At 72.4% G+C, this 25,988-nt stretch carries 20 protein-coding genes; 5 read left to right on the forward strand and 15 right to left on the reverse strand.

Annotated features, from left to right (window positions below; all coding sequences use genetic code 11):
- Positions 1-408 precede the first annotated feature (408 nt).
- The 4 genes from ald to ACIA8N_RS21670 form a co-directional block, all read right to left on the reverse strand.
- Positions 409-1,524: an alanine dehydrogenase gene (gene ald, locus ACIA8N_RS21655; RefSeq protein ID WP_365787128.1), complete on the reverse strand. Its 1,116-nt coding sequence runs from the start codon at positions 1,522-1,524 to the stop codon at positions 409-411.
- A 187-nt stretch (positions 1,525-1,711) separates the two neighbouring features.
- Positions 1,712-3,658, reverse strand: a complete 1,947-nt coding sequence (locus ACIA8N_RS21660) for an NB-ARC domain-containing protein (RefSeq protein WP_365787127.1) — start codon at positions 3,656-3,658, stop codon at positions 1,712-1,714.
- Between the two features lie 265 nt (positions 3,659-3,923).
- Entirely contained in the window at positions 3,924-4,553 is a 630-nt protein-coding gene (locus ACIA8N_RS21665) for an NUDIX hydrolase (RefSeq protein WP_365787125.1), read from the reverse strand.
- Between the two features lie 78 nt (positions 4,554-4,631).
- Positions 4,632-6,281 (reverse strand): CTP synthase, encoded by a 1,650-nt coding sequence (locus tag ACIA8N_RS21670; protein WP_030551401.1) that lies wholly within the window; start codon positions 6,279-6,281, stop codon positions 4,632-4,634.
- Between the two features lie 415 nt (positions 6,282-6,696).
- On the opposite strand from ACIA8N_RS21670, the gene ACIA8N_RS21675 reads away from it, so the two are divergent.
- Positions 6,697-8,499, forward strand: a complete 1,803-nt coding sequence (locus ACIA8N_RS21675) for a glycoside hydrolase family 15 protein (RefSeq protein ID WP_030221146.1) — start codon at positions 6,697-6,699, stop codon at positions 8,497-8,499.
- Between the two features lie 97 nt (positions 8,500-8,596).
- Positions 8,597-9,985: an FAD-binding oxidoreductase gene (locus tag ACIA8N_RS21680; RefSeq protein WP_365787122.1), complete on the forward strand. Its 1,389-nt coding sequence runs from the start codon at positions 8,597-8,599 to the stop codon at positions 9,983-9,985.
- Positions 9,986-10,006: 21 nt separating this feature from the next.
- Here ACIA8N_RS21680 and ACIA8N_RS21685 read toward each other — a convergent pair whose 3' ends face one another.
- Together ACIA8N_RS21685 and ACIA8N_RS21690 are read right to left on the reverse strand one after the other, a co-directional pair.
- The gene (locus tag ACIA8N_RS21685) at positions 10,007-11,662 is read right to left on the reverse strand and encodes an NAD(P)/FAD-dependent oxidoreductase (RefSeq protein ID WP_365787119.1); all 1,656 of its coding nucleotides are present in this window, start codon (positions 11,660-11,662) and stop codon (positions 10,007-10,009) included.
- Between the two features lie 26 nt (positions 11,663-11,688).
- Positions 11,689-13,203 carry an APC family permease gene (locus tag ACIA8N_RS21690; RefSeq protein WP_365787117.1) on the reverse strand — a complete coding sequence of 505 codons (1,515 nt, stop codon included), beginning with the start codon at positions 13,201-13,203 and terminating at the stop codon, positions 11,689-11,691.
- A 161-nt stretch (positions 13,204-13,364) separates the two neighbouring features.
- On the opposite strand from ACIA8N_RS21690, the gene ACIA8N_RS21695 reads away from it, so the two are divergent.
- The gene (locus tag ACIA8N_RS21695; protein WP_365787115.1) at positions 13,365-14,993 is read left to right on the forward strand and encodes a PucR family transcriptional regulator; all 1,629 of its coding nucleotides are present in this window, start codon (positions 13,365-13,367) and stop codon (positions 14,991-14,993) included.
- A 54-nt stretch (positions 14,994-15,047) separates the two neighbouring features.
- Here ACIA8N_RS21695 and ACIA8N_RS21700 read toward each other — a convergent pair whose 3' ends face one another.
- From ACIA8N_RS21700 to ACIA8N_RS21725, 6 genes are all read right to left on the reverse strand, one after another.
- Positions 15,048-16,136 carry a glycosyltransferase family 4 protein gene (locus tag ACIA8N_RS21700; RefSeq protein WP_365787113.1) on the reverse strand — a complete coding sequence of 363 codons (1,089 nt, stop codon included), beginning with the start codon at positions 16,134-16,136 and terminating at the stop codon, positions 15,048-15,050.
- Positions 16,137-16,245: 109 nt separating this feature from the next.
- On the reverse strand, positions 16,246-16,989 hold the full coding sequence (locus ACIA8N_RS21705; protein ID WP_365787111.1) for a hypothetical protein: 744 nt from the start codon (positions 16,987-16,989) through the stop codon (positions 16,246-16,248).
- 60 nt (positions 16,990-17,049) lie between these two features.
- On the reverse strand, positions 17,050-18,792 hold the full coding sequence (gene recN, locus ACIA8N_RS21710) for a DNA repair protein RecN (protein WP_365787109.1): 1,743 nt from the start codon (positions 18,790-18,792) through the stop codon (positions 17,050-17,052).
- An 89-nt stretch (positions 18,793-18,881) separates the two neighbouring features.
- On the reverse strand, positions 18,882-19,805 hold the full coding sequence (locus ACIA8N_RS21715) for an NAD kinase (RefSeq protein WP_030221121.1): 924 nt from the start codon (positions 19,803-19,805) through the stop codon (positions 18,882-18,884).
- A complete protein-coding gene (locus ACIA8N_RS21720; RefSeq protein WP_030551389.1) occupies positions 19,802-20,617 on the reverse strand; it encodes a TlyA family RNA methyltransferase in 816 nt (271 codons plus the stop codon). Before ACIA8N_RS21720 ends, ACIA8N_RS21715 begins: the two co-directional genes overlap by 4 nt.
- 7 nt (positions 20,618-20,624) lie before the next feature.
- Positions 20,625-20,906 carry a hypothetical protein gene (locus ACIA8N_RS21725; protein ID WP_365787106.1) on the reverse strand — a complete coding sequence of 94 codons (282 nt, stop codon included), beginning with the start codon at positions 20,904-20,906 and terminating at the stop codon, positions 20,625-20,627.
- Between the two features lie 43 nt (positions 20,907-20,949).
- Here ACIA8N_RS21725 and ACIA8N_RS21730 point away from each other — a divergent pair, with 43 nt between their 5' ends.
- Positions 20,950-21,297, forward strand: coding sequence for an SCP2 sterol-binding domain-containing protein (locus tag ACIA8N_RS21730; protein ID WP_365787104.1), 348 nt, complete (start codon positions 20,950-20,952; stop codon positions 21,295-21,297).
- On the opposite strand, the gene ACIA8N_RS21735 is transcribed toward ACIA8N_RS21730, so the two are convergent.
- Together ACIA8N_RS21735 and ACIA8N_RS21740 are read right to left on the reverse strand one after the other, a co-directional pair.
- On the reverse strand, positions 21,286-22,134 hold the full coding sequence (locus ACIA8N_RS21735) for an ABC transporter ATP-binding protein (protein WP_365787102.1): 849 nt from the start codon (positions 22,132-22,134) through the stop codon (positions 21,286-21,288). The two genes, ACIA8N_RS21730 and ACIA8N_RS21735, sit on opposite strands and share 12 nt — an antisense overlap.
- Positions 22,135-22,187: 53 nt before the next feature.
- Positions 22,188-23,279 (reverse strand): HAD hydrolase-like protein, encoded by a 1,092-nt coding sequence (locus ACIA8N_RS21740; RefSeq protein WP_365787100.1) that lies wholly within the window; start codon positions 23,277-23,279, stop codon positions 22,188-22,190.
- 76 nt (positions 23,280-23,355) lie between these two features.
- On the opposite strand from ACIA8N_RS21740, the gene ACIA8N_RS21745 reads away from it, so the two are divergent.
- Entirely contained in the window at positions 23,356-24,651 is a 1,296-nt protein-coding gene (locus ACIA8N_RS21745; protein ID WP_365787098.1) for a DUF1015 domain-containing protein, read from the forward strand.
- 64 nt (positions 24,652-24,715) lie between these two features.
- Here ACIA8N_RS21745 and ACIA8N_RS21750 read toward each other — a convergent pair whose 3' ends face one another.
- Positions 24,716-25,537 (reverse strand): hypothetical protein, encoded by an 822-nt coding sequence (locus tag ACIA8N_RS21750; protein WP_365787946.1) that lies wholly within the window; start codon positions 25,535-25,537, stop codon positions 24,716-24,718.
- Between the last annotated feature and the right edge of the window lie 451 nt (positions 25,538-25,988).

Raw genomic sequence — 25,988 nt, forward strand, 5'->3', positions numbered from 1 at the left:
GCACCGCGACGGAGCCGATCGGAGCACCTGGCGCACCGCTCCCGGGAGTAATTGTCGACTCATTCACAAGTCGTCTTACCTCCTTGGATGTCACCAGGAACATTTATCGATAGGTCAGCGTGGCACCATGCCGACGGTTGGCGACTCTATGGCGTGTCACCGCTCCGCAGCAACACAATCCGCCGGACCCGGCCGGATGTGTCGGCAACCGAACACGTCTCTGTCAAGGGTGCGCAGGCATGCATCCACACGTTTCAGGGGTGTGCGAAACGGTTAAAGGGTTACGTTCGAGGCGAGTTGACCGAACGTTTCTCCGGGCCCGGACACGCGTCCGGCCGGACCTTGTCGAACAAGGTCCGGCCGGGCGTGTGGCATTGACGGCACGCGTTGACGGCGGTGCCGCGGGGATCAGCCCAGGAGGCTGTTCAGCTCCAGGTGCTCGAGGCCGTGCGCCTCGGCGACCTCCTTGTAAACCACCTTGCCGTCATGGGTGTTGAGGCCCAGGGCGAGCGCGGAGTCGCGGCGCAGCGCCTCGACCCAGCCGTTGTTCGCCAGCGACACGATGTAGGGCAGCGTGGCGTTGGTGAGGGCGTAGGTGGAGGTGTTCGGGACCGCGCCGGGCATGTTGGCGACGCAGTAGAAGACCGAGTCGTGGACCTGGAAGGTCGGCTCGGCGTGGGTGGTCGGGTGCGAGTCCTCGAAGCAGCCGCCCTGGTCGATCGCAATGTCGACAAGGACACTTCCGGGCTTCATCTTGGCGACGAGCTCGTTGGTGACCAGCTTCGGGGCCTTGGCGCCCGGGATGAGGACGGCGCCGATGACGAGGTCGGCCTCGACGACGGCCTTCTCCAGCTCGAAGGCGTTGGAGACGATCGTCTTCACCTTGGTGCCGAAGATCTTGTCGGCCTCGCGGAGCTTGTTGATGTCGCGGTCGAGCAGGGTCACGTGGAAGCCCATGCCGACGGCGATCTGGGTGGCGTTCCAGCCGGAGACGCCGCCGCCGATGACGACGCACTCGCCGGCGTGGGTGCCGGGGACGCCGCCGGGGAGGACGCCACGGCCGCCGACCGAGCGCATCAGGTGGTAGGCGCCGACCTGCGGGGCCAGCCGGCCCGCGACCTCGGACATCGGGGCGAGCAGCGGCAGGGCGCGGTTCGCGGTCTCGACGGTCTCGTACGCGATCGCGGTGGTGCCGGACGCGAGGAGCGCGTCCGTGCACTCGCGGGAGGCGGCGAGGTGCAGGTAGGTGAAGAGGGTCTGGTCCTTGCGGAGGCGGTGGTACTCCTCCGCGATGGGCTCCTTGACCTTGAGCAGCAGGTCGGCGGTGGCCCAGACCTCGTCGGCGGTGGCGAGGATCTCGGCGCCGGCGGATACGTACTCCTCGTCCGTGATCGAGGAGCCGACACCGGCGTTCTGCTCGACGAAGACCTGGTGGCCGTGGCGGACGAGCTCGTGGACACCCGCAGGGGTGATGGCCACGCGGAACTCGTTGTTCTTGACCTCGCGGGGGATGCCGACCTTCATCGTCGATCACGGTCCTTGAATCAGGGAGGGATATCTGGGGCACTGCGATACATACCCGGATGCACTGCGGCGCACCGGGGCAGACCACGTTCGAACGCGGCGCACCCAGTCTAATGAAGGAGTTCCCGGTGTCTAGCCTTTCAAAGTACTAATCTTCGACGAACCCACTACGGATTTCGTAGGCGGATCATTCCGTTTCCAGCAGCCTCTCGGCTGCGGACCGGTGCAGCCGGGCAGCGGCCGGGTCACCGAGCCGGTCGAGGGTGTCGGCGAGCCGCAGCCGGAGCGCGGCCTGCAGCCGGGTGTCCTCGGCACGCCGGGCCCACTCCACCGCCTCCTCGCAGGTCCGCAGCGATTCCTCGGGCCGCCCGGCGTACTCCTGGACCCGGGCGGCCTCGCTCAACGCCCGCGCGTAGCCCGGGAGATCGTCGAGCCTCCGGTGGCCGGCCGCGGCGGCCCGCCAGTTCCGCAGGGCCTCGCCGTACCGGCCCGCGTAGGTCTGCACGGCGCCGAGGCGGGCGTACAGCCGGGCCTGGTCGGCCTGCTCGTCCCGCGCGAGACGCTGGGCGAGCGCCCGTCCGTACCAGTCGCCGGCCCGCGGCCAATCCCCCAGCTCCTGATACGCGCCACCTACGGATTCCATCGCGCGACCGGTCGCGTACGGATCATTTGCTGCGCGTCCGGCATCCAAAGCCAACCGATATCGCAGCAGAGCGTCCTTGGTGCGCCCGGTACGGGCGTCGAGATCGGCCAGGTTGAGCAGGGCGGCGGCCCGCTCCCGGTGCAGTCCGCGCCGCTCGGCCACGTCCAGGACCAGCTGGTGGAGGCCGTACAGCTCGGGGGCGGCGGCCTCGGCTCCCCGGTGCGCGGCGAGCGCCCTCACCAGGGAGGCCACCAGGCGCCGCGCGAGGGTGTCGAGCTCCCCGTCGGCGACCGCGAGCCGGGCGGAGGCGAGCAGGAAGGGCTGCCGGGAACGCAGCCACGCGGCGCCGGCGGCGGCGTTCGGGAAGCGCAGGGCGCGCGGCAGACCGGCCAGCTTCCGGCGGGCGGCCGAGTCCTCGGGTTCGGTGACCGCACGGCAGGACTGGAGGAGCCGTACGGTCCGCTCCAGCATCCGGGCCCGGGCGAGCTGCACCTCGGCGGGCCGGTCGCGCTCCTCCAGCTGGGCGCGAAGGAGGGGGACGAGGTGGCCGGGCACCTCGTACTGCCCGTCCTCGCCGCCGGAGACGAGCCCGAGGGCGGCGAAGTCGGCGAGGGTGGTCGTGGCGGCCGAGACGGAGCAGCCGGCCAGGGCGGAGGCGATGTGGGCGTCGGCCCGGCCGAGCGGGGCCAGGGAGAGGTAGCGCAGTATCCGGGCGGCGGTGGCGGGCAGCGCCTCGTGGGCGAGCGTGAAGGTCCGGGTGAGCGGATCGCCGCTGAGTCCGCGCAGCCGCTTGGCGAGGTCGGCGACGGAGAACGTCGGCTGGGTGGAGAGCCAGCCGCCGGCGAGGACGACCGCGGCGGGCAGCCCGCCGCACTCCTCGACGAGGGTCTCGGCGGCCTGCGGGTCGACGGTGATGCGTACGGAGCCGGTGAAGGCGGTGAGCAGCTCGATGGCCGACTTGGGGTCGAGCCCGCCGAGCGTGCAGGGCCGTACGTCGGGGATGCCGGTGAGCGGTCCGCGGGAGACGCCCACCACCAGGACTCCGGGGTCGTCGGGGATCAGCGGGTCGGCCTGTGCGGCGTCCACGGCGTCGTCGAGGACGAGGACGGCCCGGCGTCCGGCGAGGGCGTCGCGGACCAGTTCGGTCAGCTCGTCCTCGGCGGCGCCCGGGGGTTCGGCGACCCCGAGCGCGGCGAGGAGTTCCCGGGCGACCTGGGCGGTGGGGACGGGGTCGCCGCCGGGCTCGGTGAGCCGGGCCCGGAAGATCCCGTCGGGGTAGCGGTCGGCGACTCCGGCGGCCAGTTCCTCGGCGAGCGCCGTGCGTCCCGAGCCGGGCTTGCCCGCGATGAGCAGGACCCGGGCGCGGGGGGCCTTGCGGCCGGTGAGGGTGTCGAGGCCGGTGCGCTCGATGTCGGCACGCAGGGCCTTCAACTCCCGCTGCCGGCCGAAGAAATGCCGGCTGCCGGCCGCCGCCACCGCCTGATCCGTCACGGGCCACGCTCCCGTCCACCTGCGCACACGCCGATCCCGCGGGGGTCTCCTCACGGGCGATTCCGAGCGTAGTTCAGGGCACGGTACGGACCCGGCGGAGCGCGGCGGACACGTCCCCCGATCGGATCAGCGGATGGTCACACCGGTTCTGTACGAACAGGCCCCTGATACCCGTACGAACCGGCCCTCGCCTCCCGCACGAACGGGCCCCGACACCCGTACGAACGGGACCGCCGGGACCCGTACCGGCCCAGGGGCGCCGCCCCTACGACTCGAACGGCCGGGCCGGCCACGGCGCCTCGGCCGGGCGCAGGGCGTCGAGCCCCTCGCCCGCCCGCGCGGCGGCCAGCGACAGGACACCCACGACCAGGCAGTTGTTGTGCAGCTCGCCCGCGAGCACCTTCCGTACGAGGTCCGCGAGCGGCACGCGCGCCAGCTCCATGTCGGCCTCCTCCTCGGCGACCTCGAAGCGCTCGCCCTCCGCCTCCGCGAGGTCCCGGGCGAGGAAGATCCGTACGGCCTCGTCGCAGCCGCCCGGCGTCGTGTAGACGTCGGCGAGGACCCGCCAGTCCTCGGCCTTGACGTGCGCCTCCTCGTACAGCTCGCGCTGCGCGGCGTGCAGCGGGTTCTCCCCGGGCACGTCGAGCAGCCCGGCCGGGATCTCCCACAGCCTCTGCCGCACGGGGTGCCGGTACTGCCGGAGGACGACCACACGGTCCTCTTCGTCCAGGGCGAGCACGGCGACCGAGCCGGGGTGGACCTGGTAGTCACGGCGGTGGACGGAGCCGTCCGGCATGACCACGTCGTCCGTGCGGACACTCGTCTTGTTGCCCGTGAAGGGGGTCGCGGTCGCGACGACCCGCCACTCCTCCGGGGTGTCCTGCACCTGCTGCATGAGCTGTCCTCCCACATACGAAAACCGGGGTACGCGTCCCGGAAGGGACCCGTACCCCGGCAACGTTAACGCGCCGTACTACTTCGCCGTCTTGCGCTCCACGGCCGCCTTGACCAGGCCCGCGAAGAGCGGGTGCGGGCGGGTCGGGCGGGACTTCAGCTCCGGGTGCGCCTGGGTGGCGACCAGGTAGGGGTGGACCTCGCGCGGGTACTCGACGAACTCGACGAGCTTGTTGTCCGGGGAGGTGCCGGAGAAGACCAGACCGGCCTTCTTCTCCAGCTCCGCGCGGTAGGCGTTGTTCACCTCGTAGCGGTGACGGTGGCGCTCCTCCACGTAGGGCTCGTCGCCGTAGGCCTCGCGGACGACGGAACCCTCGGCGAGCTTCGCCGGGTAGAGACCCAGGCGCATCGTTCCGCCGAGGTCGCCGGCGCCCTCGACGTACGCGAGCTGCTCCTCCATCGTCGAGACGACGGGGTGCGCGGTGGCCGGGTCGAACTCGGTGGAGTTCGCCTCGGGGATGTCGGCCAGGTTCCGGGCCGCCTCGATGACGATGCACTGCAGGCCGAGGCAGATGCCGAGCAGCGGCACCTTCTTCTCTCGGGCGAACTGGATCGCGCCGACCTTGCCGCTCACACCGCGGTCGCCGAAGCCGCCGGGGATGAGGATCGCGTCGACGTCGCCGAGCTGCTTCTCCGCGCCGGCCGGGGTCTTGCAGTCGTCGGAGGTGACCCACTTGACCTTGACCCGCGCCTTGTTGGCGAAGCCGCCGGCCCGCATGGCCTCGGTGACCGAGAGGTAGGCGTCGGGCAGGTCGATGTACTTGCCGACGAGCGCGACCGTGACCTCGTGCTCCGGGTTGTGGACGCGGTCGAGGAGGTCCTCCCAGACGGTCCAGTCCACGTCGCGGAACGGCAGGTCGAGCTTGCGGACGACATAGGCGTCCAGGCCCTCGGTGTGCAGGACCTTCGGAATGTCGTAGATCGACTTGGCGTCGATGGCGGCGACGACCGCGGCCTCGTCGACGTCGCACATCAGCGAGATCTTGCGCTTGATGGCGGTCGGGACCTCGCGGTCGGCGCGCAGCACGATCGCGTCCGGCTGGATACCGATGTTGCGCAGCGCGGCGACGGAGTGCTGGGTCGGCTTGGTCTTCAGCTCGCCGGAGGGGCCGATGTAGGGCAGCAGCGAGATGTGCACGACGAAGACGTTGTCGCGGCCGACCTCGTGGCGGACCTGGCGGACGGTCTCCAGGAACGGCAGGGACTCGATGTCGCCGACCGTGCCGCCGACCTCCGTGATGACGACGTCCACGTCGTCGGTCGCCATGCGGCGGATCCGGGACTTGATCTCGTTGGTGATGTGCGGGATGACCTGCACCGTGTCACCGAGGTACTCGCCGCGCCGCTCCTTGGCGATGACCTGCGAGTAGACCTGGCCGGTGGTGACGTTGGCCGAGCCGTCGAGGTCGACGTCGAGGAAGCGCTCGTAGTGGCCGATGTCCAGGTCGGTCTCGGCGCCGTCGTTGGTGACGAACACCTCGCCGTGCTGGAAGGGGTTCATCGTGCCCGGGTCGACGTTGAGGTACGGGTCGAGCTTCTGCATCGTGACCCGCAGGCCCCGGGCCTTGAGGAGCGCACCCAGGCTGGAGGCGGTCAGGCCCTTGCCGAGGGAGGAGGCGACACCCCCGGTGACGAAGATGTGCTTGGTCGTCGTGGTTTTGGGCGGCATCGCCAAGAGGGGGCTCCCGTGGTCGCGTTCTGGAGGTGCGTACCGGCGTCCCCTCCGGAAGAATCGGGGGGTGCCGTCGCTGCGGTTTCGGGGTTCTCGGCTGTCGCCGTTTCCCACCGGTCCACGGGGTACCAGGGTATCAGCGACACGGAGAGACCGCTTCCGGCCACACGCGGCAGTCGGGTGTACACGGAGGGCGACACGAGGCGACAGGGAGGGCAGGGGAACGGCGGGGAACGGGGAGGAAGATCCGTTCACCTGATCGGAGCAACGCCGTTACCGGCGTGATCAGCGCGTCAGCAGCGTGCGACGTATCCTTCTCGGACATTGCCCGCCGACCCGGCCGAGACCAGCCGGAGCATCTGGAGCAAGCGCCCCGCGGGGCGGACATGGCCGTTCGACTGGAGTGAAGCACGTGGCCGGGCGCATCGAGGATTACGCACTCATCGGAGACATGCAGACAGCAGCCCTGGTCTGCCGGGACGGCAGCGTGGACTGGCTGTGTCTCCCCCGCTTCGACTCGCAGGCGGTCTTCGCCGGACTGCTCGGCACCGAGGAACACGGCTTCTGGCGGGTGGCGCCCGCCGGGCCCGCCGACGCCGAGCCGCTCCCGGCCGACCGGCGGCGCTACGTCGGCGACTCGCTGATCCTGGAGTCCGAGTGGGACACCCCGCGCGGCACGGTCCGGGTGACCGACTTCATGCCCCCGCGCGAGGGCGCCCCGCAGCTCATCCGGATCGTGGAGGGCGTCTCCGGCCGGGTCCGGATGCGTTCCTCGCTGCGGATGCGCTTCAGCTACGGCCGGATCGTGCCGTGGGTCCACAAGGTGGGCGAGCGCACGGTCGCCGTCGCGGGACCCGACTCGGTCTGGCTGGACACCGAGGTCGAGACCCACGGCAAGGACCTCACGACGTACTCCGAGTTCACGGTGAATCCGGGGGACCGGATCACGTTCACGATCTCCTGGCAGCCCTCGCACCGGGAGCCGCCCGCGCTGCCGGACCCCGAGGGCGCCCTGGAGGCGACCGCCGACTTCTGGCGCGAGTGGGTCGAGCACTGCACGTACCACGGGCCCTACCGGGAGGCCGTGGTCCGCTCCCTGATCACCCTGAAGGCCCTGACGTACGCGCCGACCGGCGGGATCGTGGCCGCGCCGACCACCTCGCTGCCCGAGGAGATCGGCGGCGTCCGCAACTGGGACTACCGCTACACCTGGCTGCGGGACGCGGCGATCACCCTCTCCTCGATGCTCCGCACCGGCTACCGCGAGGAGGCCCGCGCCTGGCGGGACTGGCTGCTGCGCGCGGTCGCGGGCGACCCGGAGAACCTCCAGATCATGTACGGCATCGCGGGCGAGCGGGAGCTCGGCGAGGCAGAGCTCGACTGGCTCCCGGGATACGAGAACTCGGGCCCGGTCCGGGTCGGCAACGGCGCCGCCAACCAGCTCCAGCTGGACGTCTACGGCGAGGTCACCGAGGCCCTCCACCTGGCGCACATGACGGGCCTCTCCCGCAACGACTACGCCTCGCTCCTCCAGATCAAGCTGATCAACTACCTGGAGAAGCACTGGGACCAGCCCGACGAGGGCATCTGGGAGGTGCGCGGCCCCCGCCGCCACTTCGTGCACTCCAAGGTGATGGCCTGGGTGGCCGTCGACCGCACCATCAAGCTCATCGAGTCCGGGGACGCCGACGGCCCGCTGGAGCGCTGGCAGGAGCTGCGCGACGAGATCCACAGGGACGTCTGCGAGAAGGGCTACGACCAGGAGCGGAACACCTTCACCCAGTCGTACGGCTCGAAGGAGCTGGACGCCTCGCTGCTGCTGATCCCGCAGATGGGCTTCCTGCCGCCGGACGACAAGCGGGTCATCGGCACCATCGAGGCGATCCAGCGGGAGCTGTCCACCGAGGACGGCTTCGTGCTGCGCTACCCGACGTCCGGCGAGGAGGCCGGCGTCGACGGCCTGGAGGGCGACGAGGGCGCGTTCCTGGCGTGCTCCTTCTGGCTGGCGGACGACCTGGCGATGATCGGCCGGGTGGACGAGGCCCGCACGCTCTTCGAGAAGCTCCTCGCGCTCCGCAACGACCTGGGGCTGCTCGCCGAGGAGTGGGACCCGAGGCTCCAGCGGCAGGTGGGCAACTTCCCGCAGGCCTTCAGCCACGTCCCGCTGATCGACACGGCCCTGCGGCTGACGGCGAGCGGGGCGTACGGCGGCTGACGGAGAGCGGGGGGCGTACGGCTGCTGAGGCGACGGGAGCCGTCCGCGGGAATACGCTGGGAGGGTCCTGTCCCCCCTCGGAAAGGGGGGCTTCCTGATGGCTCCCCAGATCAGCGTCCCGCAGACAGCTCTCGCCGGACTCCGCGAGGATCTGGCCGGTGAGGTGTTCGTACCCGGTGATCCGGGCTACGACGAGGCCAGAGTGGTCCACAACGCCATGATCGACCGGCGTCCGGCCGTCATCGCGCAGTGCGCGACCCAGGAGGACGTCTCCAACGCGATCCTGTTCGGCCGCGAGACGGAACTGCCCGTCGCGGTCCGCGGCGGCGGGCACAGCGTCGCCGGCACGTCCGTCGTGGCCGACGGCCTCGTCGTGGACCTGCGCCGGATGCACGCGGTCGTCGCGGACCCGGAGCACATGACGGTACGGGTCGAGGGCGGCGCCACCATGAGCCATCTCGATCACGCGACCCAGCCCTTCCGGCTGGCCACCACCGGGGGGCGGGCGTCCACGACCGGCGTCGGCGGGTTCACCCTGGGCGGCGGATCGGGCTGGCTGGAGCGGAAGTTCGGCCTCGCCAGCGACAACCTCCTGGCGGCGGAGCTCATCACCGCCGAGGGCAAGCACGTGCACACCGACGCGGAGGAGAACCCGGACCTGTTCTGGGCCCTGCACGGCGGCGGCGGCAACTTCGGGGTGGCCACCTCGCTCACCCTGCGCCTGCACGAGCTGCCGGAACTGAGCTGCTCGATGCTGTTCTTCATGCCGGAGAAGGCTCCCGAGGTGGTGCGCACGTTCCGCGACCTCATCGAAACCGCTCCCGACGACGTGGGCGGCGGGGTCATCTACCTCCCCGCGCCGCCCGCGCCGTTCGTCCCCGAGCACCTCGTCGGCGAGCTGCTCTGCGGCACGCTCCTCACGTACACCGGTCCCGTGGCCGGGGTCCGGGAGCTCTCGGCGCCGCTGTTCGCCCTCGGACCCGTGGTCGAGATGGTCATGGACATCGCCTACACCGACCTCCAGTGCATGCTCGACGACCCGCCCGGCCTGCGGAACTACTGGTCGGCGGAGTACCTGAGCGAGCTTGCCGACGCGGCCGTGGACGTCTACTGCGAGCGGGCGCTGAAGATCCCGCCGTCCACCGCCTGCCAGCACGTGCTGTTCCCGCTGGGCGGCGCGGTGGCGGCCGGCCGGCCCGACGACCCCATTCCCTGGCGCACCGCGCCCTGGGCCGTCCATCCCTTCGCGACCTGGACGGACCCGGCCGACGACGAACGGGCGATCCGGTGGGTACGGGACGTGCGGGCCGACGCGAGGCCGTGGTCGACCGGAGCCGTGTACCTGAACTTCATCGGCTCCGAGGGCGAGAAGCGGGTCGTCGAGGGCTTCGGCGCCGACAACTACCGGCGCCTCGCCCGGGTCAAGGCCGCCTTCGACCCCGACAACGTCTTCCACTTCAACCACAACATCGCGCCGGCCGCCTGAGGGCCGGCCCCCGTCCGGGGGTCACCTCAGGGCGTCGATCACCTCCCTGGCGGCCCGCTCGCCCTCCGTGGCCCCGCCTTCCATGAAGCCCTGGAAGTCGTACGAACAGTGCTCGCCGCCGATGTGGACGTTGCCCTGCGCGGTGCCCTCGTACCCCGCGTACCGGTGGAGGTAGCCCACCGGCCAGCAGGAGTACGCGCCGAGCGCGTACGGGTTCTTGTGCCAGGCGGAGAGCTGGGCGCGGCCCGTGTACGCCCTGGAGGTGCCGGGGAAGAAGGCGTCGATGCCCGCCAGGTAGCGGGTGACGAGGCCGCGCACGTACGGGTCGGACTCGGTGGAGAACGGCCCGGCCGGGTTCAGGGCCTTGGCCAGGGTGCCGCCGTTGTACTGGATGAGGATGCCGCCGGTCCCGCCCTGGATCTTGGTGGTGTCCCAGGTCTGCTGCACCTCGCTGTCGGTGAAGCAGTCACCGGCGGAGACGCCCGGCCAGGCTCCGGTGCCCCGCCAGGGGCGGGTGCCGAACTGCATGTTGAGCTTGGTGCAGTAGCCCATCCGCGCGTCGCGCAGCAGGTTCGTCATGAGCGGGTCGAACCCGGCCTGGGAGAAGTCGAGCTGCTTGAGGATCGGCAGGGGCAGGCACAGGACCGTGTGGTCGGCGGTGACCGTCCGGGTGGCGCCGGCCTCCGTGAAGGTCAGCGTCTGCGTGCCGTCCGCGTTGGCCCGTACGGCGGTCAGGGACCAGCCCTGACGCAGGGTGCCGGGCCTGAGTGCCCCGGCGATGGCGTTCGGGAGCCGGTCGTTGCCTCCGACAACGTGGTAGCGCTCGTTGGAGAGCCCCCAGATGTTGAAGTTGCCGGGATTGGTCTGGTAGCCCATGAGCAGGACGAGGGCGAGCGAGGACTGTTCGGTGGTGTCGGCGCCGTACTCGACGTTGTAGGCGACGTCGATGAACTTGCCGAGCGGGGAGGAGTGCCCACCGGGGACCCGGGTCTCGATCCACTCGTATATCGACATGTTGTCGAGTGCGGTACCGGTGGGAGTGGTCTGGTTCCACTTCACCTCTCCCGCCTCGGACAGGTCGCGGCGCAGCGACTGGTAGACGGCGTTGAAGTCCTCGTCGGCCTGGTGGCGCGGGTAGTAGGCGCCGTCGAACCAGAGGATCTCCTCGGCGCCGTTTGGTCCGCCGCCGAGGAAGTCCTCGACGTCGAGGCCGAAGCGGCGGCAGAGCTCCAGGATCTTCTTGTGGCTGGTGTCGATCAGCTCGCCGCCGATCTCGGAGGTCTGCCCGTACGCCCAGTGGCCGCGCTGCGTCCACATGCGGCCGCCGACCCTGGACGGGTCGGCCTCGTACAGCACGGGGCTGAGGCCGGCGTCCTGGAGGGTGAGGGCGGCGGTGAGGCCGGAGATCCCGGCCCCGACGACGGCGACCCGGGCGGTGGTGTCGCCGATCGGCCGGTCCGGGGTGGCGGCGCGGGCGGGGACGGCCCCGCCCAGGCCGACGGCCCCGCCGGCACCGACGGCGACACCGGCCGCGGCGGCGTACTTGAGCAGGGACCGGCGCCCGGGGGCGTCGGCCCGCATGCCGCGGAGCTCGTCGACGGGGAGGTTCAGCCGTCGGGCGTCGGCGTGCTCGGCGGCGAGGCGCTTCAGGAGGTGCATCGGGTTGGTGCGTGCCATGGGGCGCTCCTGTGAGGGAAGAGGGATCAGCTCTGGGGTACGGCGGTGGGAACCGGGGCTTCCTCGGCGGGGCGCTCGGCGGCGTCCTCCAGGACGATCCGGCCGATGATCTCGTACCGCTCGGGCCGCTTGGCCTTGAGGTAGAAGCCGAGGCCGAGGCCGCCGAAGAAGACCAGGCCGACGATCCAGGGGATCGCCTTGAAGAAGAGTGAGTCGGCGGCGAGGCCGGCCGCGGTCTCCATGTTCATGATCAGCAGGACCACGACGGCGATCATGCCGACACCGCCGAGGAGCGGGGCGGTGAGCGTCTTGAACCAGTGCCGGTCCTCGGGGTGGTTCTTGCGGAAGTAGCCGATGACGGCGAAGGAGCAGAGGGTCTGGACGATGAGGATCGCCATCGTGCCGAGGATCGCGAGCAGCGTGTAGAGGTGGATGTACGGGTCCTGGTCGGTGAGCCAGAAGGCGCCGACGAGGCCGACGGCGATGGCGCTCTGCACGTAGGAGGCGATGTACGGCGAGCCGTGCCTGGCGTGCGTCCGGCCGAGCGCCGGGTGGAGGAATCCCTCGCGGCCGATGGCGTACAGGTAGCGCGAGGCGCACTGGTGGAAGGCCATGCCGCAGGCGAAGGAGCCGGTGAGCAGCAGCCACTGGAAGGCGTCGACGGCCCAGGCTCCGATGAAGCTCTGGGTGGGCGCGAAGAACAGGTCGAGGGGGGAGGCGGAGGCGGACAGCTTCACCGATCCGGCCAGGCCGTTGCCGGCGATCGTCATCCACGAGACGTAGATGTAGAAGATGCCGACGCCGATGACGGAGATGAGGGTGGCGCGCGGGATGACCTTCTTGGGGTTGCGCGACTCCTCGCCGTACATGGCGGTCGACTCGAAGCCGACCCAGGACCAGAAGGCGAAGAAGAGACCGAGACCGGCGGAGGAGCCGGTGAAGGCGTTCACGGGGTTGATCGGCTCGACGGGTATGCCCTCGGGGCCGCCGCCCGCGATGAGCACGGCGGTGGCGACCGCGAAGAGGACCGCGATCTCGGCGATCAGCATCACGCCGAGCGCCTTGGCGGTCAGGTTGATGTCGAAGTACGACAGGACGGCCGTCACGGCCAGCATGACCGCCGCGTACAGGATCCAGGGCACGTCCACGCCGAACTGGTCCGCGACCGTCGTCTTGGCGAAGTACGCGAAGACGCCGACGATGGAGGCCTCGAAGACGATGTAGGCGAGGACCGCGAGCATGCCGGAGGCCATGCCGGCGATCCGGCCGAGACCGTGCGAGATGTAGCCGTAGAACGCGCCGGCGGCGGTGATCCGCTTGGCCATCGCCACGTATCCGACCGAGAAGACGGTCAGGACGAGCGTCGCGAAGAGGTACCCGGCGGGAGCGCCGGTGCCGTTGCCGAAGCCGACGGCGATGGGGAGGTTGCCGGTCATCGCGGTGATCGGAGCCGCGGTGGCCACGGCCATGAAGACGACGCCGACGAGCCCGACCGAGTTCGCCTTCAGCCGGTGGACCTCTGGGGTGGAGTTCTTTGCCATGGCGCGAGAGCATCCTCGTGAGTGACGCAGGCCACAATCGACATGCGGTCGCACAATTCACGCCAGGGGGCGACGAGTTGTCGCCCCTGTGTACGAGGTGTCCGGTCTCGTAACCGTAGGGTGATGTCGCCGGAACACGGACGCGGGTAGCGTCCCGCCCCATGGACAATCAGGGCGGGATCACCGTGCAGCGGGCGCTCGAACTCCCGGGGCTGCGCGGCGGACTCCCGGAGGTCGTCGCCGGCGCCGACCGGCTGCACCGCACGGTGCGCTGGGTGCACGCGGGCGAGGTGCCGAACATCGCGTCGCTGCTCAAGGGCGGCGAGCTGCTGCTCACGACGGGCCTCGGTCTCGGCACCCGCCCGGCCGAGCAGCGGGCCTTCGTCCGCCGGCTCGCGGACCGGGGCATCGCCGCCCTCGTCGTCGAGCTGGGCCCGCGCTTCGCCCGGCTCCCGGCGACGATAGTGGAGACCGCGCGGGCGGCGGGCCTGCCGCTGGTGCAGCTGCACCGCGAAGTCCCCTTCGTCGCCGTCACGGAGGAGATCCACACCGAGATCGTCAACGGCCACTACGCGCTCCTGCGGCAGGCCGAGGAGGTCCACCGGCAGTGCACCGAGGCGCTGCTCGGCGGTGGCGGCATCCCCCAGGTCCTGCGGATCCTCTCCGACTTCGCCGCCAACCCGGTCTTCCTGGAGACCGCCGACGGACAGCTGCTCTACGCGGCGGGCACCGAGTCGGCGCCCGCCGACCCGCTCCAGGTGTGGGACGGGCTGCGCGGCCAGCGGGCGGCCCGTGAGTCGGGTCCGCCGACCGGTACGGTCCTGGTCGACGTGCCCGGCGGGGGCCCGGGCACCGCGTCCGTACGGGCCCGCCTCGTCCTGCTCTCGGTGTCCGGCGCCCTCTCCCCCGTCCACCGGATGGCGGCCGAACGGGCGGCCGGCCTCCTCGCGGTCGTCCTCATGCAGGCGCGCCAGGAGGAGGAACTGGCCGCGCGCGGCCGGGGCGACTTCCTGACCGACCTGGCCGAGGGCCGGATCGCGGCCGAGGACGCCCCTGCGCAGGCCCGGGTCCTCGGCTTCAAGCGGGGCGACGGCCCGCTGCTTCCCGTGGTGATGCGGCTGGCGTCGGAACTCTCGCCCTCGGGCAACTGGGCGCTCCTGGCCCGCGCGGTCCTGGAGGAACTGGCCTCCGTGGGCGTCCCGGTCCTCCTGGGCGTCCGCCCGGTGGAGGGCCGGGTGCCGCTGCTCCTGGGCCTGCGCTCGGAGTCGGAGCGCACGGCGGTCGCGGACCGCGTCGCGGCGGCGCTGCGCGCGGGCGTGGAGCGGGCGGGCCTGGAACGCTCCGGGGTGCATCCGCCGGTGGTCGTGGTCGGCGTCGCGGGCAGCTGGGCCGCGGCCTCCGCGGGCCTGCGGCACGCGGCGGAGACGGCGACGGCGGCGCAGGGCCTCTCGGAGCTGCCCTGGTACGACGCCAGGCGCCTGGACATCGACCTTCTGCTGTGGCGTCTGCACTTCCACGGGGACACGGTCCTGGCGGCGTTCGTGGACCGGGCGATCGGCCCCCTGCGGGACCACGACCGCACGTCCCGCCCGCCGCTCCTGCCGACCCTGGAGACGTATCTGGCGCACGCGGGCCGCAAGGCGGAGACGGCCCGGGAACTCCACCTGAACCGTCAGACCCTCTACAACCGCCTGGCCCGCATCTCGGAGCTCCTGGGCACGGACCTGGACGACCCCCAGACGGTCCTGGCCCTCTCCCTGGCCCTGAGAGCCCGCCGCCACACCTCGTAGATCACCCGGTCACGCCCGGGCGGAGCACCCACCCGGGCGGCCTCCCCGCCCCCGTCACCGCCCCGCCAACTCGTCGTACACGCTCAGCACATGCGCCACCGTCTCGTCCTCGGTCGGCCAGGACCCCGCCTGCACGCGCCCCGCCGCCGCCAGGTCCATCCGCCGCTCCACATCGTCGAGCAGCCCCCGCACCGCCCCCGCCAGCGCCGCCGCGTCCCCGTAGGGCACCAGCTCCGCCGCGTCCCCGACGAGTTCGGGCACTCCGCCCACCGCCGTGGCGACGAGCGGTACGCCGAGCCGGAGCGCCTCCTGCGCGAGCAGCGACCGCGCCTCCCACCGGGACGGAAGCACGGCCACGTCCGCCGCGGCGAGCAGCTCCGCCACGTCCTCGCGGCGCCCGATCAGCCGTACGGGCAGCTCTTCCGCCACGATCCGCCGCTGGAGGGCGGCCCGTTCGCGTCCCTCGCCCGCGATCACGAGGAGCGGCTGCGGGTCGAGCTCGCGCCATTCCCGGGCCGCGTCGAGCAGTGTCCGGTACCCCCGCCCCCGTTCGAGCGCTCCGACCGCCATCAGCAACGGCCGGTCGACAGCGCCGAGTTCGGCGCGCGCCTTGCCGTCGTGGAGGCATACGGGACCGCGTGCGGCCGGCACGGTGACGGGCGCGAGCCGGGCGTCCCTGGCCCCCCGCCGCCGGGCCCGGTCGACCAGCTCGGAGGAGGTGGCGAGGACCACGGTCGCGGCCCGTACGGTCCTGCGCTCCAGGAGCCGCAGCACTCCGCCACGCGCCCCGTGCACGTGGTGCCGGCTGTCCCAGGTGGTCACGAGCGGCGTCCGCCCGCCGCCACCGGCGCCGGACAGCGCGAGCGCGGCCCGTACGGAGGCGTGCAGGCCGTGGGCGTGGACGACGTCCGCGCCGATGCAGGCGTTGCGGAGCGCGGTGACCGTGGCGGAGTCACCGAGGCGCGGCAGGGGCACGAAGTGCGCGCCGGCACCCACGTAGTCGTAGACGGGGTCGAGTTCGGGAGGGGCGCACACGGTCACCCGCACACCCCTCGCCACGAGCCCCGAGGCAAGTGATCGGACGTGCGCGCTGCTGCCCGCGCTGCCGCCGCCCAGCACTTGGACCGTACGGAGCTGTGTCACGCGCCCAAGGATGCCAGCCCCCGCCCCGGACCGTACGCACGTTCCGGCACCGAAGTGACCTCGTTCCCCTGTACGGAAGGCGTACGGCTCGGTGAATCAGCCGACGGGTTCACTCACTCGGGTGAGCGCGCGATGAGGCCCCGCGCTCCCCCCAGGCCGCGGCGGCCATCAGACCCACCGCGTGGGCGGCGAGCCCGAGTCGCCCGTTCCCGGCGGCGACGGCGCTGCCGACGGCGGCGCCGAGCGCGTGCGCGCCCATGTCGCCCAGCATGGTGCGCTCGCCGAGGTCGTCCCCGAGGACCGCCGCGGCGGCACCCATCGGAGCCGCGGCGAGCGAGCCGCGGACGAGCCCGGGGGCACTGAGCGCGAGCACGGTCAGCCCCGCGCGCCCCGGCCGTACGTCCACGAGGTTGACGAGATGGGCGGTGCCGGCGATGACGACACCGGCCAGGACCTTGTCCACGGCCCGTTCCTTGAGCAGCGACCCGGCCACGAGCGACGCGGCGCCGATGCCCAGGAGCTTGACGGCCCCGCTGGTCACCTCGCCGTCCCGCAGCGCCGCGAGATGTGCCCGGAATCCCCGCCGGTGGTCCCCGTTCACGTCGTCGTACGCCCCGCACGCCCCGGCGACGAGCACGGCGAACGCCGCGGGCCCGCTCGCCGTCCCGACCGCCGCACCGAGCGCGACGGCGGGCCCGGCGTACAGATCGACGCTCCGCCCCGCGTGGTTGGTCCGCGTCCACCGCACACCACCCGGCCTGCGGAGCAGCCCTCGGTACACGGCCCGGCTCACCCCGGCGGCGACGACGAAGGAGGCAGCCCTGAGCGGTTTCCCGAGCGGTGTCCTGATCATGTCCCCACCCTAGGGCCGGTCCTTCGGATCAAACCGGGCCGCTCCTGGCGGCGGGAGGCCTCAGCCGTCCGCCCGGGCCGTGGCCAGCAGCTCCTCCGCGTGGGCCCTGGCCGTCTCGGAGTCCTCCTGGCCCGCGAGCATCCGGGACAGCTCCCGTACCCGCTCCTCGCCCTCCAGGACGGTGACGCCCGACCGGGTCACGGAGCCGTCGTTGGTCTTCTCGACGAGCAACTGCCGGTCGGCGAAGGCCGCGACCTGCGGGAGGTGGGTGACGACCACGACCTGCGCGGTCCTGGCGAGCTTGGCGAGCCGGCGGCCGATCTCGACCGCGGCCTTGCCGCCGACACCGGCGTCGACCTCGTCGAAGAGGTACGTCGGCACCGGGTCGACCCCGGCGAAGACGACCTCGACGGCGAGCATCACCCGGGACAGCTCACCGCCGGACGCGCCCTTGGCGATGGGCCGCGGCGCGGCTCCGGGGTGCGGGGCGAGCAGCAGCTCGACCTCGTCGGCCCCGGACGGGCCGTACGCGACCCGGCGCCCTCCGACCTCGACGCCTTCGGGGTCCTCGGTCTGCCGGATGTCGAAGGACACGCGCGCGTGGGGCATGGCCAGCGAGGCGAGCTCGGCGGTGACCGCGTCGGCGAACCTGTCGGCGGCCTCGGTGCGGGCGTCGGTGAGCCGCTGCGCGAGCACCGAGAGGTCGTCGCGCAGCCTGTCCCGTTCGGCGGTGAGCTCCTCGACGCGGTCGTCGTCGCCTTCCAGCTCGCCGAGCCGGCCCGCGCTCTCCTCCGCCCACGCCAGGACCGTCGCGATGTCCTCGCCGTACTTGCGGGTGAGCTGGGTGAGCGCCGCGCGCCGCTCCTCGACCGCGGCGAGGCGCAGCGGGTCGGCGTCGAGGTCGTCGGCGTACCCGGCCAGCTCGGTGGCCACGTCGCCGAGCAGGATGGAGATCTCCCCCATCCGGTCGGCCAGCGCGGCGAGCGCCGCGTCGTGCGCCCGTACGCCCTCCAGGGCCCGGACCGCGCCCGCGACCAGGGTCGTGGCGTCGACGGACTCGGGGTCCTCGGGAACACCCGCGAGCGCGGCGTGCGCGAGCGCGGCGGCGGAGGCGAGGGCCTCGGCGTGCCCGAGCCGCTCCGCCTCCGCGGCGAGTTCGGTGTCCTCCCCCGCGCGCGGGGCGACGGCCTCGATCTCGCCGAGTCCGAAGCGCAGCAGATCGGCCTCCTGGGCCCGCTCCCGGGCCCGGGTGGTGATCTCGTCCAGCTCTCCCGTGACGGCGCGCAGCCGCCGGTAGGCCTCGGCGTAGGCGGCCAGGGGTACGGAGACGGCCTCGCCCGCGTACCGGTCGAGCGCGCCCCGCTGCCGGGCCGGCTTGAGCAGGCCCTGCTGGTCGGTCTGACCGTGGACGGCGACGAGTTCGTCGGCGAGTTCGGCGAGCAGCCCCACGGGCACGGAACGCCCGCCGAGATGGGCCCGTGAGCGTCCCTCGGCCGAGACGGTACGGCTGACGAGCAGCACGCCCTCGTCCAGCTCGGCCCCGGCCTCCTCGGCGCGTACGGCGGCGGACCCGCCCGCGGGCACCCTGATCCGCCCCTCGACGACGGCCGAGGCCGCGCCGATCCGCACCAGGGCCGGGTCGGCCCGGCCACCGAGCAGCAGCCCGAGGCTGGTCACCACCATGGTCTTGCCCGCACCGGTCTCACCGGTCACCGCGGTGAAGCCGGGCGACAGCTCGACCACCGCGTCGTCGATGACCCCGAGCGACCGTATCCGCATCTCCTCCAGCACGCCCCAGACCATACGAGGTTTCCCTGCCGCGACGCGACATCACCCCCGGGCGTAACCCTCCGGCGCGCCGATCGTTCCGGACCGGGGAGCGGGAGAGGACGTCAGCGCGGCGCGCCCCGCCACCCCGACACCGGGAGGGCGAACTTGGCGACGAGCCGGTCGGTGAAGGAGGCGTGGTGGAGCCGGGCGAGCCGGACCGGCACGGCGCCCCGCCGCACCTCGACCCGTGCCCCGGCCGGGAGTTCCACCGTTCGCCGCCCGTCGCACCACAGCACCCCGTGCGGGGTGTGCGGCTCGACCTCGACGGCGAGCACCGACTCGGGGGTGGTGATCAGCGGCTTGGCGAAGAGGGCGTGGGCCCCGATCGGGACCATGAGCAGGGCCTCGACCTCCGGCCAGACGACCGGGCCGCCCGCCGAGAAGGCGTACGCGGTGGATCCCGTCGGTGTCGCGCAGATCACCCCGTCGCAGCCGAAGCCGGTCACCGGGCGCCCGTCGATCGCGAGCACGACCTCCAGCATCCGCTCCGGGGACACCTTCTGCACGGCCGCCTCGTTGAGCGCCCAGTCGCGGTGCAGGACGTCGCCGTTCTCGTACACGACGACGTCGAGGGTCATCCGCTCCTCGACCTCGTACGCCTTCGTCACGACCCGGTCGACGACCTTGTCGAGGTCGTCCCGTTCGGCCTCCGCGAGGAAGCCGACCCGGCCGAGGTTGACGCCGAGCATGGGGACGCCGGAGGCGCGGGAGAACTCGGCGCCGCGCAGCAGGGTGCCGTCGCCGCCGAGAACGACGAGGAGTTCACAGCCGTCGAGCGCGTCGGAGCAGGCCTCGGGGACCTTCTCGACGGACGGCGGCAGCGGCAGGTCGGCCGCCTCCGCCTCCAGGACACGGACGCCGATGCCGCAGCGCAGCAGCCCGAGGACGACCAGTTCGGCGCTGCGCACGGCGGCCGGCCTGCCGGTGTGCGCGAGCAGGAAGACAGTACGTGGTGCGGTCTCTGATGCTGCTGCCGTTGAGCTCAACGAGGTCCTTCCGCCACGGCGCGGTCGACATCCGCCGGATCCAGCGCGGGCGCGCCTGCCCGCAGCCACAGAAAGTACTCGACGTTGCCCGAGGGTCCGGGCAGCGGGCTGGCGGTGACGCCCAGGACACCGAGCCCGAGTTCGGCGGCCCGCCGGGCCACGTTCTTCACGGCGTCCGCGCGGAGTTCGGTGGAACGGACGACTCCGCCGGTGCCGAGCCGCTCCTTCCCCACCTCGAACTGGGGTTTGACCATCAACACGAGGTCGGCGTCGGGCGCCGTACACGCCACCAGGGCGGGCAGAACGAGACCGAGCGGAATGAACGACAGGTCACCGACGACGAGGTCGACCGGGACGCCGTCGATCGCGTCGAGTGTCAACTCGCGTACGTTCGTGCGGTCCTTCACGGTGACGCGCTCGTCGCTCTGCAGCGACCAGGCGAGCTGGCCGTAGCCGACGTCGACGGCGACGACATGGGCGGCGCCCGTGCGCAGCAGCACGTCGGTGAAGCCGCCGGTGGAGGCCCCGGCGTCCAGGGCGCGCCGGCCCTCGACCTTCAGCCCCATGGGGACGAAGGCCGCGAAGGCCCCGGCGAGCTTGTGGCCGCCGCGCGAGACGTAGTCGGGGTCGGAGTCGTCCTGGACCACGACGATGGCCGCGGCGGTCTCGACCTGGGTGGCGGGCTTGGTGGCGACGGTCTTGCCGACGGTCACCCGGCCCGCGGCGATCAACTGGCTGGCGTGCTCGCGCGAGCGCGCGAGCTTGCGCCGGACCAGCTCGGCGTCGAGACGGCGGCGTGCCACTCCTGCCACGTTCGGTTCAGCTCCTGTTTTCGTAAGGGTTTTCGCTCGGACGAGGGGCGGGATGCGCGTCGAGCGAGGTCAGCTCCGCACGCAGTCCACGGTGTACATCCTCGTACACCTCCAGGTGTCCGTCCGCCGGGAGGTCGTCCACCTCGGCGAGACGCGCCAGGTGGCCGTCGACGCCCGGATGCCCGGTGAGCTCCCGCGCGACCCCCAGCGGCGCGGGCGCGGAGGGCTCGTGGACGTCCTGGGGGGCGACGGCGCCCGCGGGCACCGGTTCGGGCATCGCGTCGTTCATGCTCCCGACGCTACCGCCTGCGCCTGGGGTACGGTCGACGGCGATGGCGACGATCATGGAGTGCCGCGGCGCACTGGACAGACTCTCGGACAGCCTCGCGCGGGCGGACGGCGACGTGCGCGGGGCCGCCGCGCTCGACCGCACCCTGAGCTGCCACATCACGGACCTGGACACCACGTTCACGGGCCGCCTCACGGACGGCCGGATCCGGGTCGACTCCACGGTGGCGGGCCCACCGCCCGCCAAGGCGCAGATCCGGCTCGCGATGACCGGGGACGACCTGGTGGCGATGGTGGGCGGCGACCTGAACTTCGCGAAGGCCTGGGCCTCGGGCCGGGTCAGGCTCGAGGCCGGCTTCCGCGACCTGCTGCGGCTGCGCTCACTTCTGTAGCGCGGGCTCCTGGGAGGCGGGCGCCGCGGGCTTCGGTACGCGGGCCTTGCGCCCGGCGGGTACGACCAGCGGCGTCCCCGTCTCCGGGTCGTCGATGACCTGGCAGCGCAGCCCGAAGACCCGCTCGACGAGCTCGGCGGTCACGACCTCGGACGGCGGGCCCTCCGCGACCACGGCGCCGTCCCTGACGGCGATGAGATGGGTCGCGTACCTGGCCGCGTGGTTGAGGTCGTGCAGCACGGCGACGAGCGTCCGGCCCTGGGTCTCGTGCAGCTCGGCACAGAGGTCGAGGACGTCGATCTGGTGCTGGATGTCGAGGTACGTCGTCGGCTCGTCGAGCAGGAGCAGCGGGGTCTGCTGGGCGAGCGCCATGGCGATCCAGACGCGCTGGCGCTGACCGCCGGACAGCTCGTCCACGTACCGCTCGGCCAGCTCGGCGACGCCGGTCGCCTCCATGGACTCCTGGGTGACCCGCTCGTCCTCGGGCGACCACTGGCGCAGCAGCCCCTGGTGCGGGTAGCGGCCGCGGGCGACCAGGTCGGCGACGGTGATGCCGTCGGGCGCCACGGAGGTCTGGGGCAGCAGCCCGAGGGTCTTCGCAACCTTCTTGGCGGGCATGGCGTGGATGGACTGCCCGTCGAGCAGGACGCGCCCCTCGCTGGGCTTGAGCATGCGGGAGAGGGCACGGAGCAGCGTGGACTTGCCGCAGGCGTTCGGCCCGACGATGACGGTGAAGGAGTTGTCGGGGATCTCGACGGACAGCTCGCGGGCGATGACCCGCTGCTCGTACGCCAGGGTCACCGATTCCGCGCTCAGCCGCTGCTGTCGACCGTCCATGTCCGTGCTCCCGTGCCCTCAACCCAAATGAAGTTAGGTTAGCCTACCCAATTTCACATCCCGAGCCGTGCGAGGGCCTTCTCCGCCTCCGGTACGACCCCGCCGGCGTCGGCCGCCGACCAGGCCGCCCCGCACAGCGCCCGCACCCCGTCCATCACGTCGACCGCACCGGCCGCCGGAGCCGCGAGACCCTCCGGCCCTTCGAGGACCAGCGCACCGCCGCTCACCGAAGCCCGCCAGTCCCCGCACACGAATCCGCCGCCCTCCGCCGCGACGACCTCGGGCTGGCCTGTGAGCAGCCCCCGCAGATCGGCCGCCACATACGTCGGCCGGTGCTCCGGCACCGCCGCGAGCAGCTGCGCCACGTCCGTCACCCCCGTCAGGACGAGCAGCGAGTCCACCCCGCCGTTGAACGCCCCCTCGATGTCGGTGTCCAGCCGGTCCCCGACGACCAGCGGCCGGCGCGCGCCCGTCCGCAGCACCGTCTCCCGGTGCATCGGCGGCAGCGGCTTCCCCGCGACCTTGGGCTCCGCACGACCGCCCGTGGCGATCCGTACGACCTCCACCGCCGCCCCGTTCCCCGGCCCGATCCCCCGCGCCCCGGGGATCGTCAGGTCGGTGTTCGAGGCATACCACGGCACCCCGCGCCCCACCGCGTACGCCGCCTCCGCGAACCGCCCCCACGGCATGTCCGGCCCCCCGTACCCCTGCACGACGGCCACGGGCCCGTCCTCGGCCGACTCCACCGGCACCAGGCCCCGCTCGCGCAGCGCCACGCGCAGCCCCTCGCCGCCGATGACGAGCACCGGGGACCCGGCCGGCACGTCTTCGGCGATCAGCCGGGCCACGGCCTGCGCCGAGGTGACCACGTCGCCGGCCTCGGCGGGCACCCCGAGCTCGGTGAGGTGCGCCGCGACCTCGTCCGGCGTCCGCAGCGCGTTGTTGGTGACGTAGGCCAGGTGCATCCCCCCGGCGCGTGCCACCCCGAGGGCGTCGACGGCGTACGGAACCGCCTCCCCGCCCGCGTACACGACACCGTCCAGATCCAGGAGCGCCGTGTCGTACGCCTCGCTCAGCGGCACCGCGCTGCCACCCGGCCGACTCGCGCCCGCATCCTGCCGTCCCCGGCCGTTCCGCACCGTCACCGCACACTCCTCGCCTCACATGAGATCCCCGCTCCCCGATCATCGCTCATGCCCGCCGCCCACATACGATGACGAGATGAACACATCAGGTCACGCGGCCGCCGACGTCCGCGACGACGCCGCAGGCCTGCGCCTGACCCCGTTCCGCGGGCTCCGGTACGTCCCCGAGCGGGTCGGCAGCCTCGCCGCCGTGACGTCTCCCCCCTATGACGTCGTCGTACGACCTGACGGACTGCTCCATCTGGAATCGGCCGACCCGCACAACATCGTCCGGCTGATCCTCCCGCAGGCGATCACCGCGGGCACCCGCCACCGCAAGGCCGCCGTCACCCTCGACCGCTGGCTCGCGGAGGGCGTCCTCGCCCCGGACCCGGAGCCCGCGCTCTACGTGTACGAGCAGCACGGCGACGGCATCCTCCAGCGCGGCCTCATCGGCGCCCTGGAGCTCTCCGCCCCTGCGGAGGGTGTCGTCCTGCCCCACGAGGACGTCATGCCGCACGTGGTCGAGGACCGTGCCGCCCTGATGCGCACCACCGCCGCCAACCTGGAGCCGCTGCTCCTCACCTACGTCGGCGCGGACGAGGACGGCGCGAACACGGTCATCGAGGACACCGTCCGGCGCGAGCCGCTGCTCTCCACCACCACGGAGGACGGCTTCCACCACCGCCTCTGGGCGGTCACGGACCCCTCGGAACTCGCCACCGTCGCCGGCGCGCTCTCCCACCACCAGGCTCTCATCGCGGACGGCCACCACCGCTGGGCGACCTACCTCCGCCTCCGCGAGGAGCACCCCTCGCCCGGCCCGTGGAACTACGGCCTGGTCCTGCTCATCGACACGGCCCGCTACCCCCTCCGGGTCCGCGCCATCCACCGCCTCCTCAACCGTCTGCCCGTGTCCGAGGCCCTGGCGGCCCTCGCAGGCTCCTTCCGGGTACGCCGGATCGACGGTCCCCTGCCGGCGGCCCTGGAGGCCCTCAGGGCCGCCACGGCGGACGGCAACGCCTTCCTCCTGGCCGGTGACGGCCACTTCCACCTCGTCGACCGGCCGGACCCCGCCCTCCTCGACCGGACGATCCGCCCGGACCGCCCCGAGGCCTGGCGCACCCTGGACGCGACGGTCCTGCACTCCACCCTCCTGGAGCACGTCTGGCACATCCCGGACGCGCCCGAGGACATCAGCTACATCCACGACACGGCGGCCGCCGTCGCCCAGGCGGAACGCCACGGCGGTACGGCGGTCCTCATGCACCCGGTGCGCGAGGAGGTCGTACGGGACCTCGCCCGCCAGGGCGTCACGATGCCCCGCAAGTCGACCTCCTTCGGCCCGAAGCCGGCGACCGGCCTGGTCCTGAGAAGCCTCGCGCTGGACTGAGGGCCACGGAAACGCAGAAGGGCGGCACCCCGGAGGGTGCCGCCCTTCTCACATGTCAACCGCGTCAGCTCTTGTCGCCGACACTGTCGTCGCTGTCGTCCTCGTCGAGGTCATCGTCCTCGTCGTCGTCCTCGTCCACCTCGACGGCGTCGTCGGAGACGTCGTTCGCACGGTCGTCCGAGAGGTCGTCCGACTCCTCCTCCGAGTCGTCGAACGCGTCCACGAACTCGACACCGTCCATCTCGGCAAGCCGGTCCGAGGCGTCCGTGGCCCCGTCCTTGTCGGCTTCCAGAGCCTTGGCGAACCAGTCGCGCGCCTCGCTCTCGCGCTCGGCGGCGAGGAGTGCGTCGGCGTACGCGTACCGCAGACGGGCGGTCCACGGGTGCACGGCGCTGGAGGCCAGTTCGGGGCTCTGCAGCGTCACGATGGCCGCGTCGAGCTGCCCCATGTCCCGGCGGGCGCCGGCGGCCACGAGCCGCATCTCGACCTGCCCGGCCTTGTCCAGCTTCTGCACCTCGGCCTCACCGGCCATCGCGAGCGCACGCTCGGGCCTGCCGAGCCCACGCTCGCAGTCGGCCATGACGGGCCACAGCTCGACGCCACCGCTCATGCGGCGGGCGGCACGGAACTCGGCCAGCGCCTCGGAGTACTTCTGCGTGGCGTACGCGGCGAAGCCGGCGGCCTCACGCACGGCGGCGACACGGGACGCGAGCCGCAGGGCGACCCTGGAGTACCCGTAGGCCTGCTCCGGGTCCTCGTCGATCAGCTGAGCGACCATGACGAGGTTGCGGGCGACGTCCTCGGCCAGCCCCTTGGGCAGGCTCATGAGCTCCTGGCGGACGTCCGGGTCGATCTCCTCACCGGTGACCTCGTCCGGGATCGGCAGCCGCTTGATGGGCGCGCGGTCACCACGGTCCCGGTCGTCACGGCGACCGAAGCCACCCCGGTCGTCCCGGCCACGGTAGCCACCGCGGTCGCCGCCGCGGTCGTCACGGCTGTAGCCACCGCCACGGCTGTCGCCACCGCGGTCGTCACGGCGGAACCCACCGCCGGCGCCACGGTTGTCGTCCCGCCGGAAGGACGAGGGCCGCTCGTCACGCCGGTCGTCACGACGGAACCCACCACCGCGGTTGTCGCCGGCACGGTCGTCACGGGGGAAGGAGGGCCGGTCGTCCCGACGGAACGACGAAGGCCGCTCATCACGCCGGTCGTCACGACGGAACCCACCGCGATCATCACGCGGGAACGAAGGCCGCTCGTCACGACGGAACCCACCGCCGCCGCGGTTGTCGCCGCCACGGTTGTCGTCACGACGGAAACCACCAGCGCTGCCACCA

Origin of the sequence: Streptomyces sp. NPDC051822 (assembly GCF_044452745.1) — a bacterium.
Taxonomy (GTDB): Bacteria; Actinomycetota; Actinomycetes; order Streptomycetales; family Streptomycetaceae; genus Streptomyces.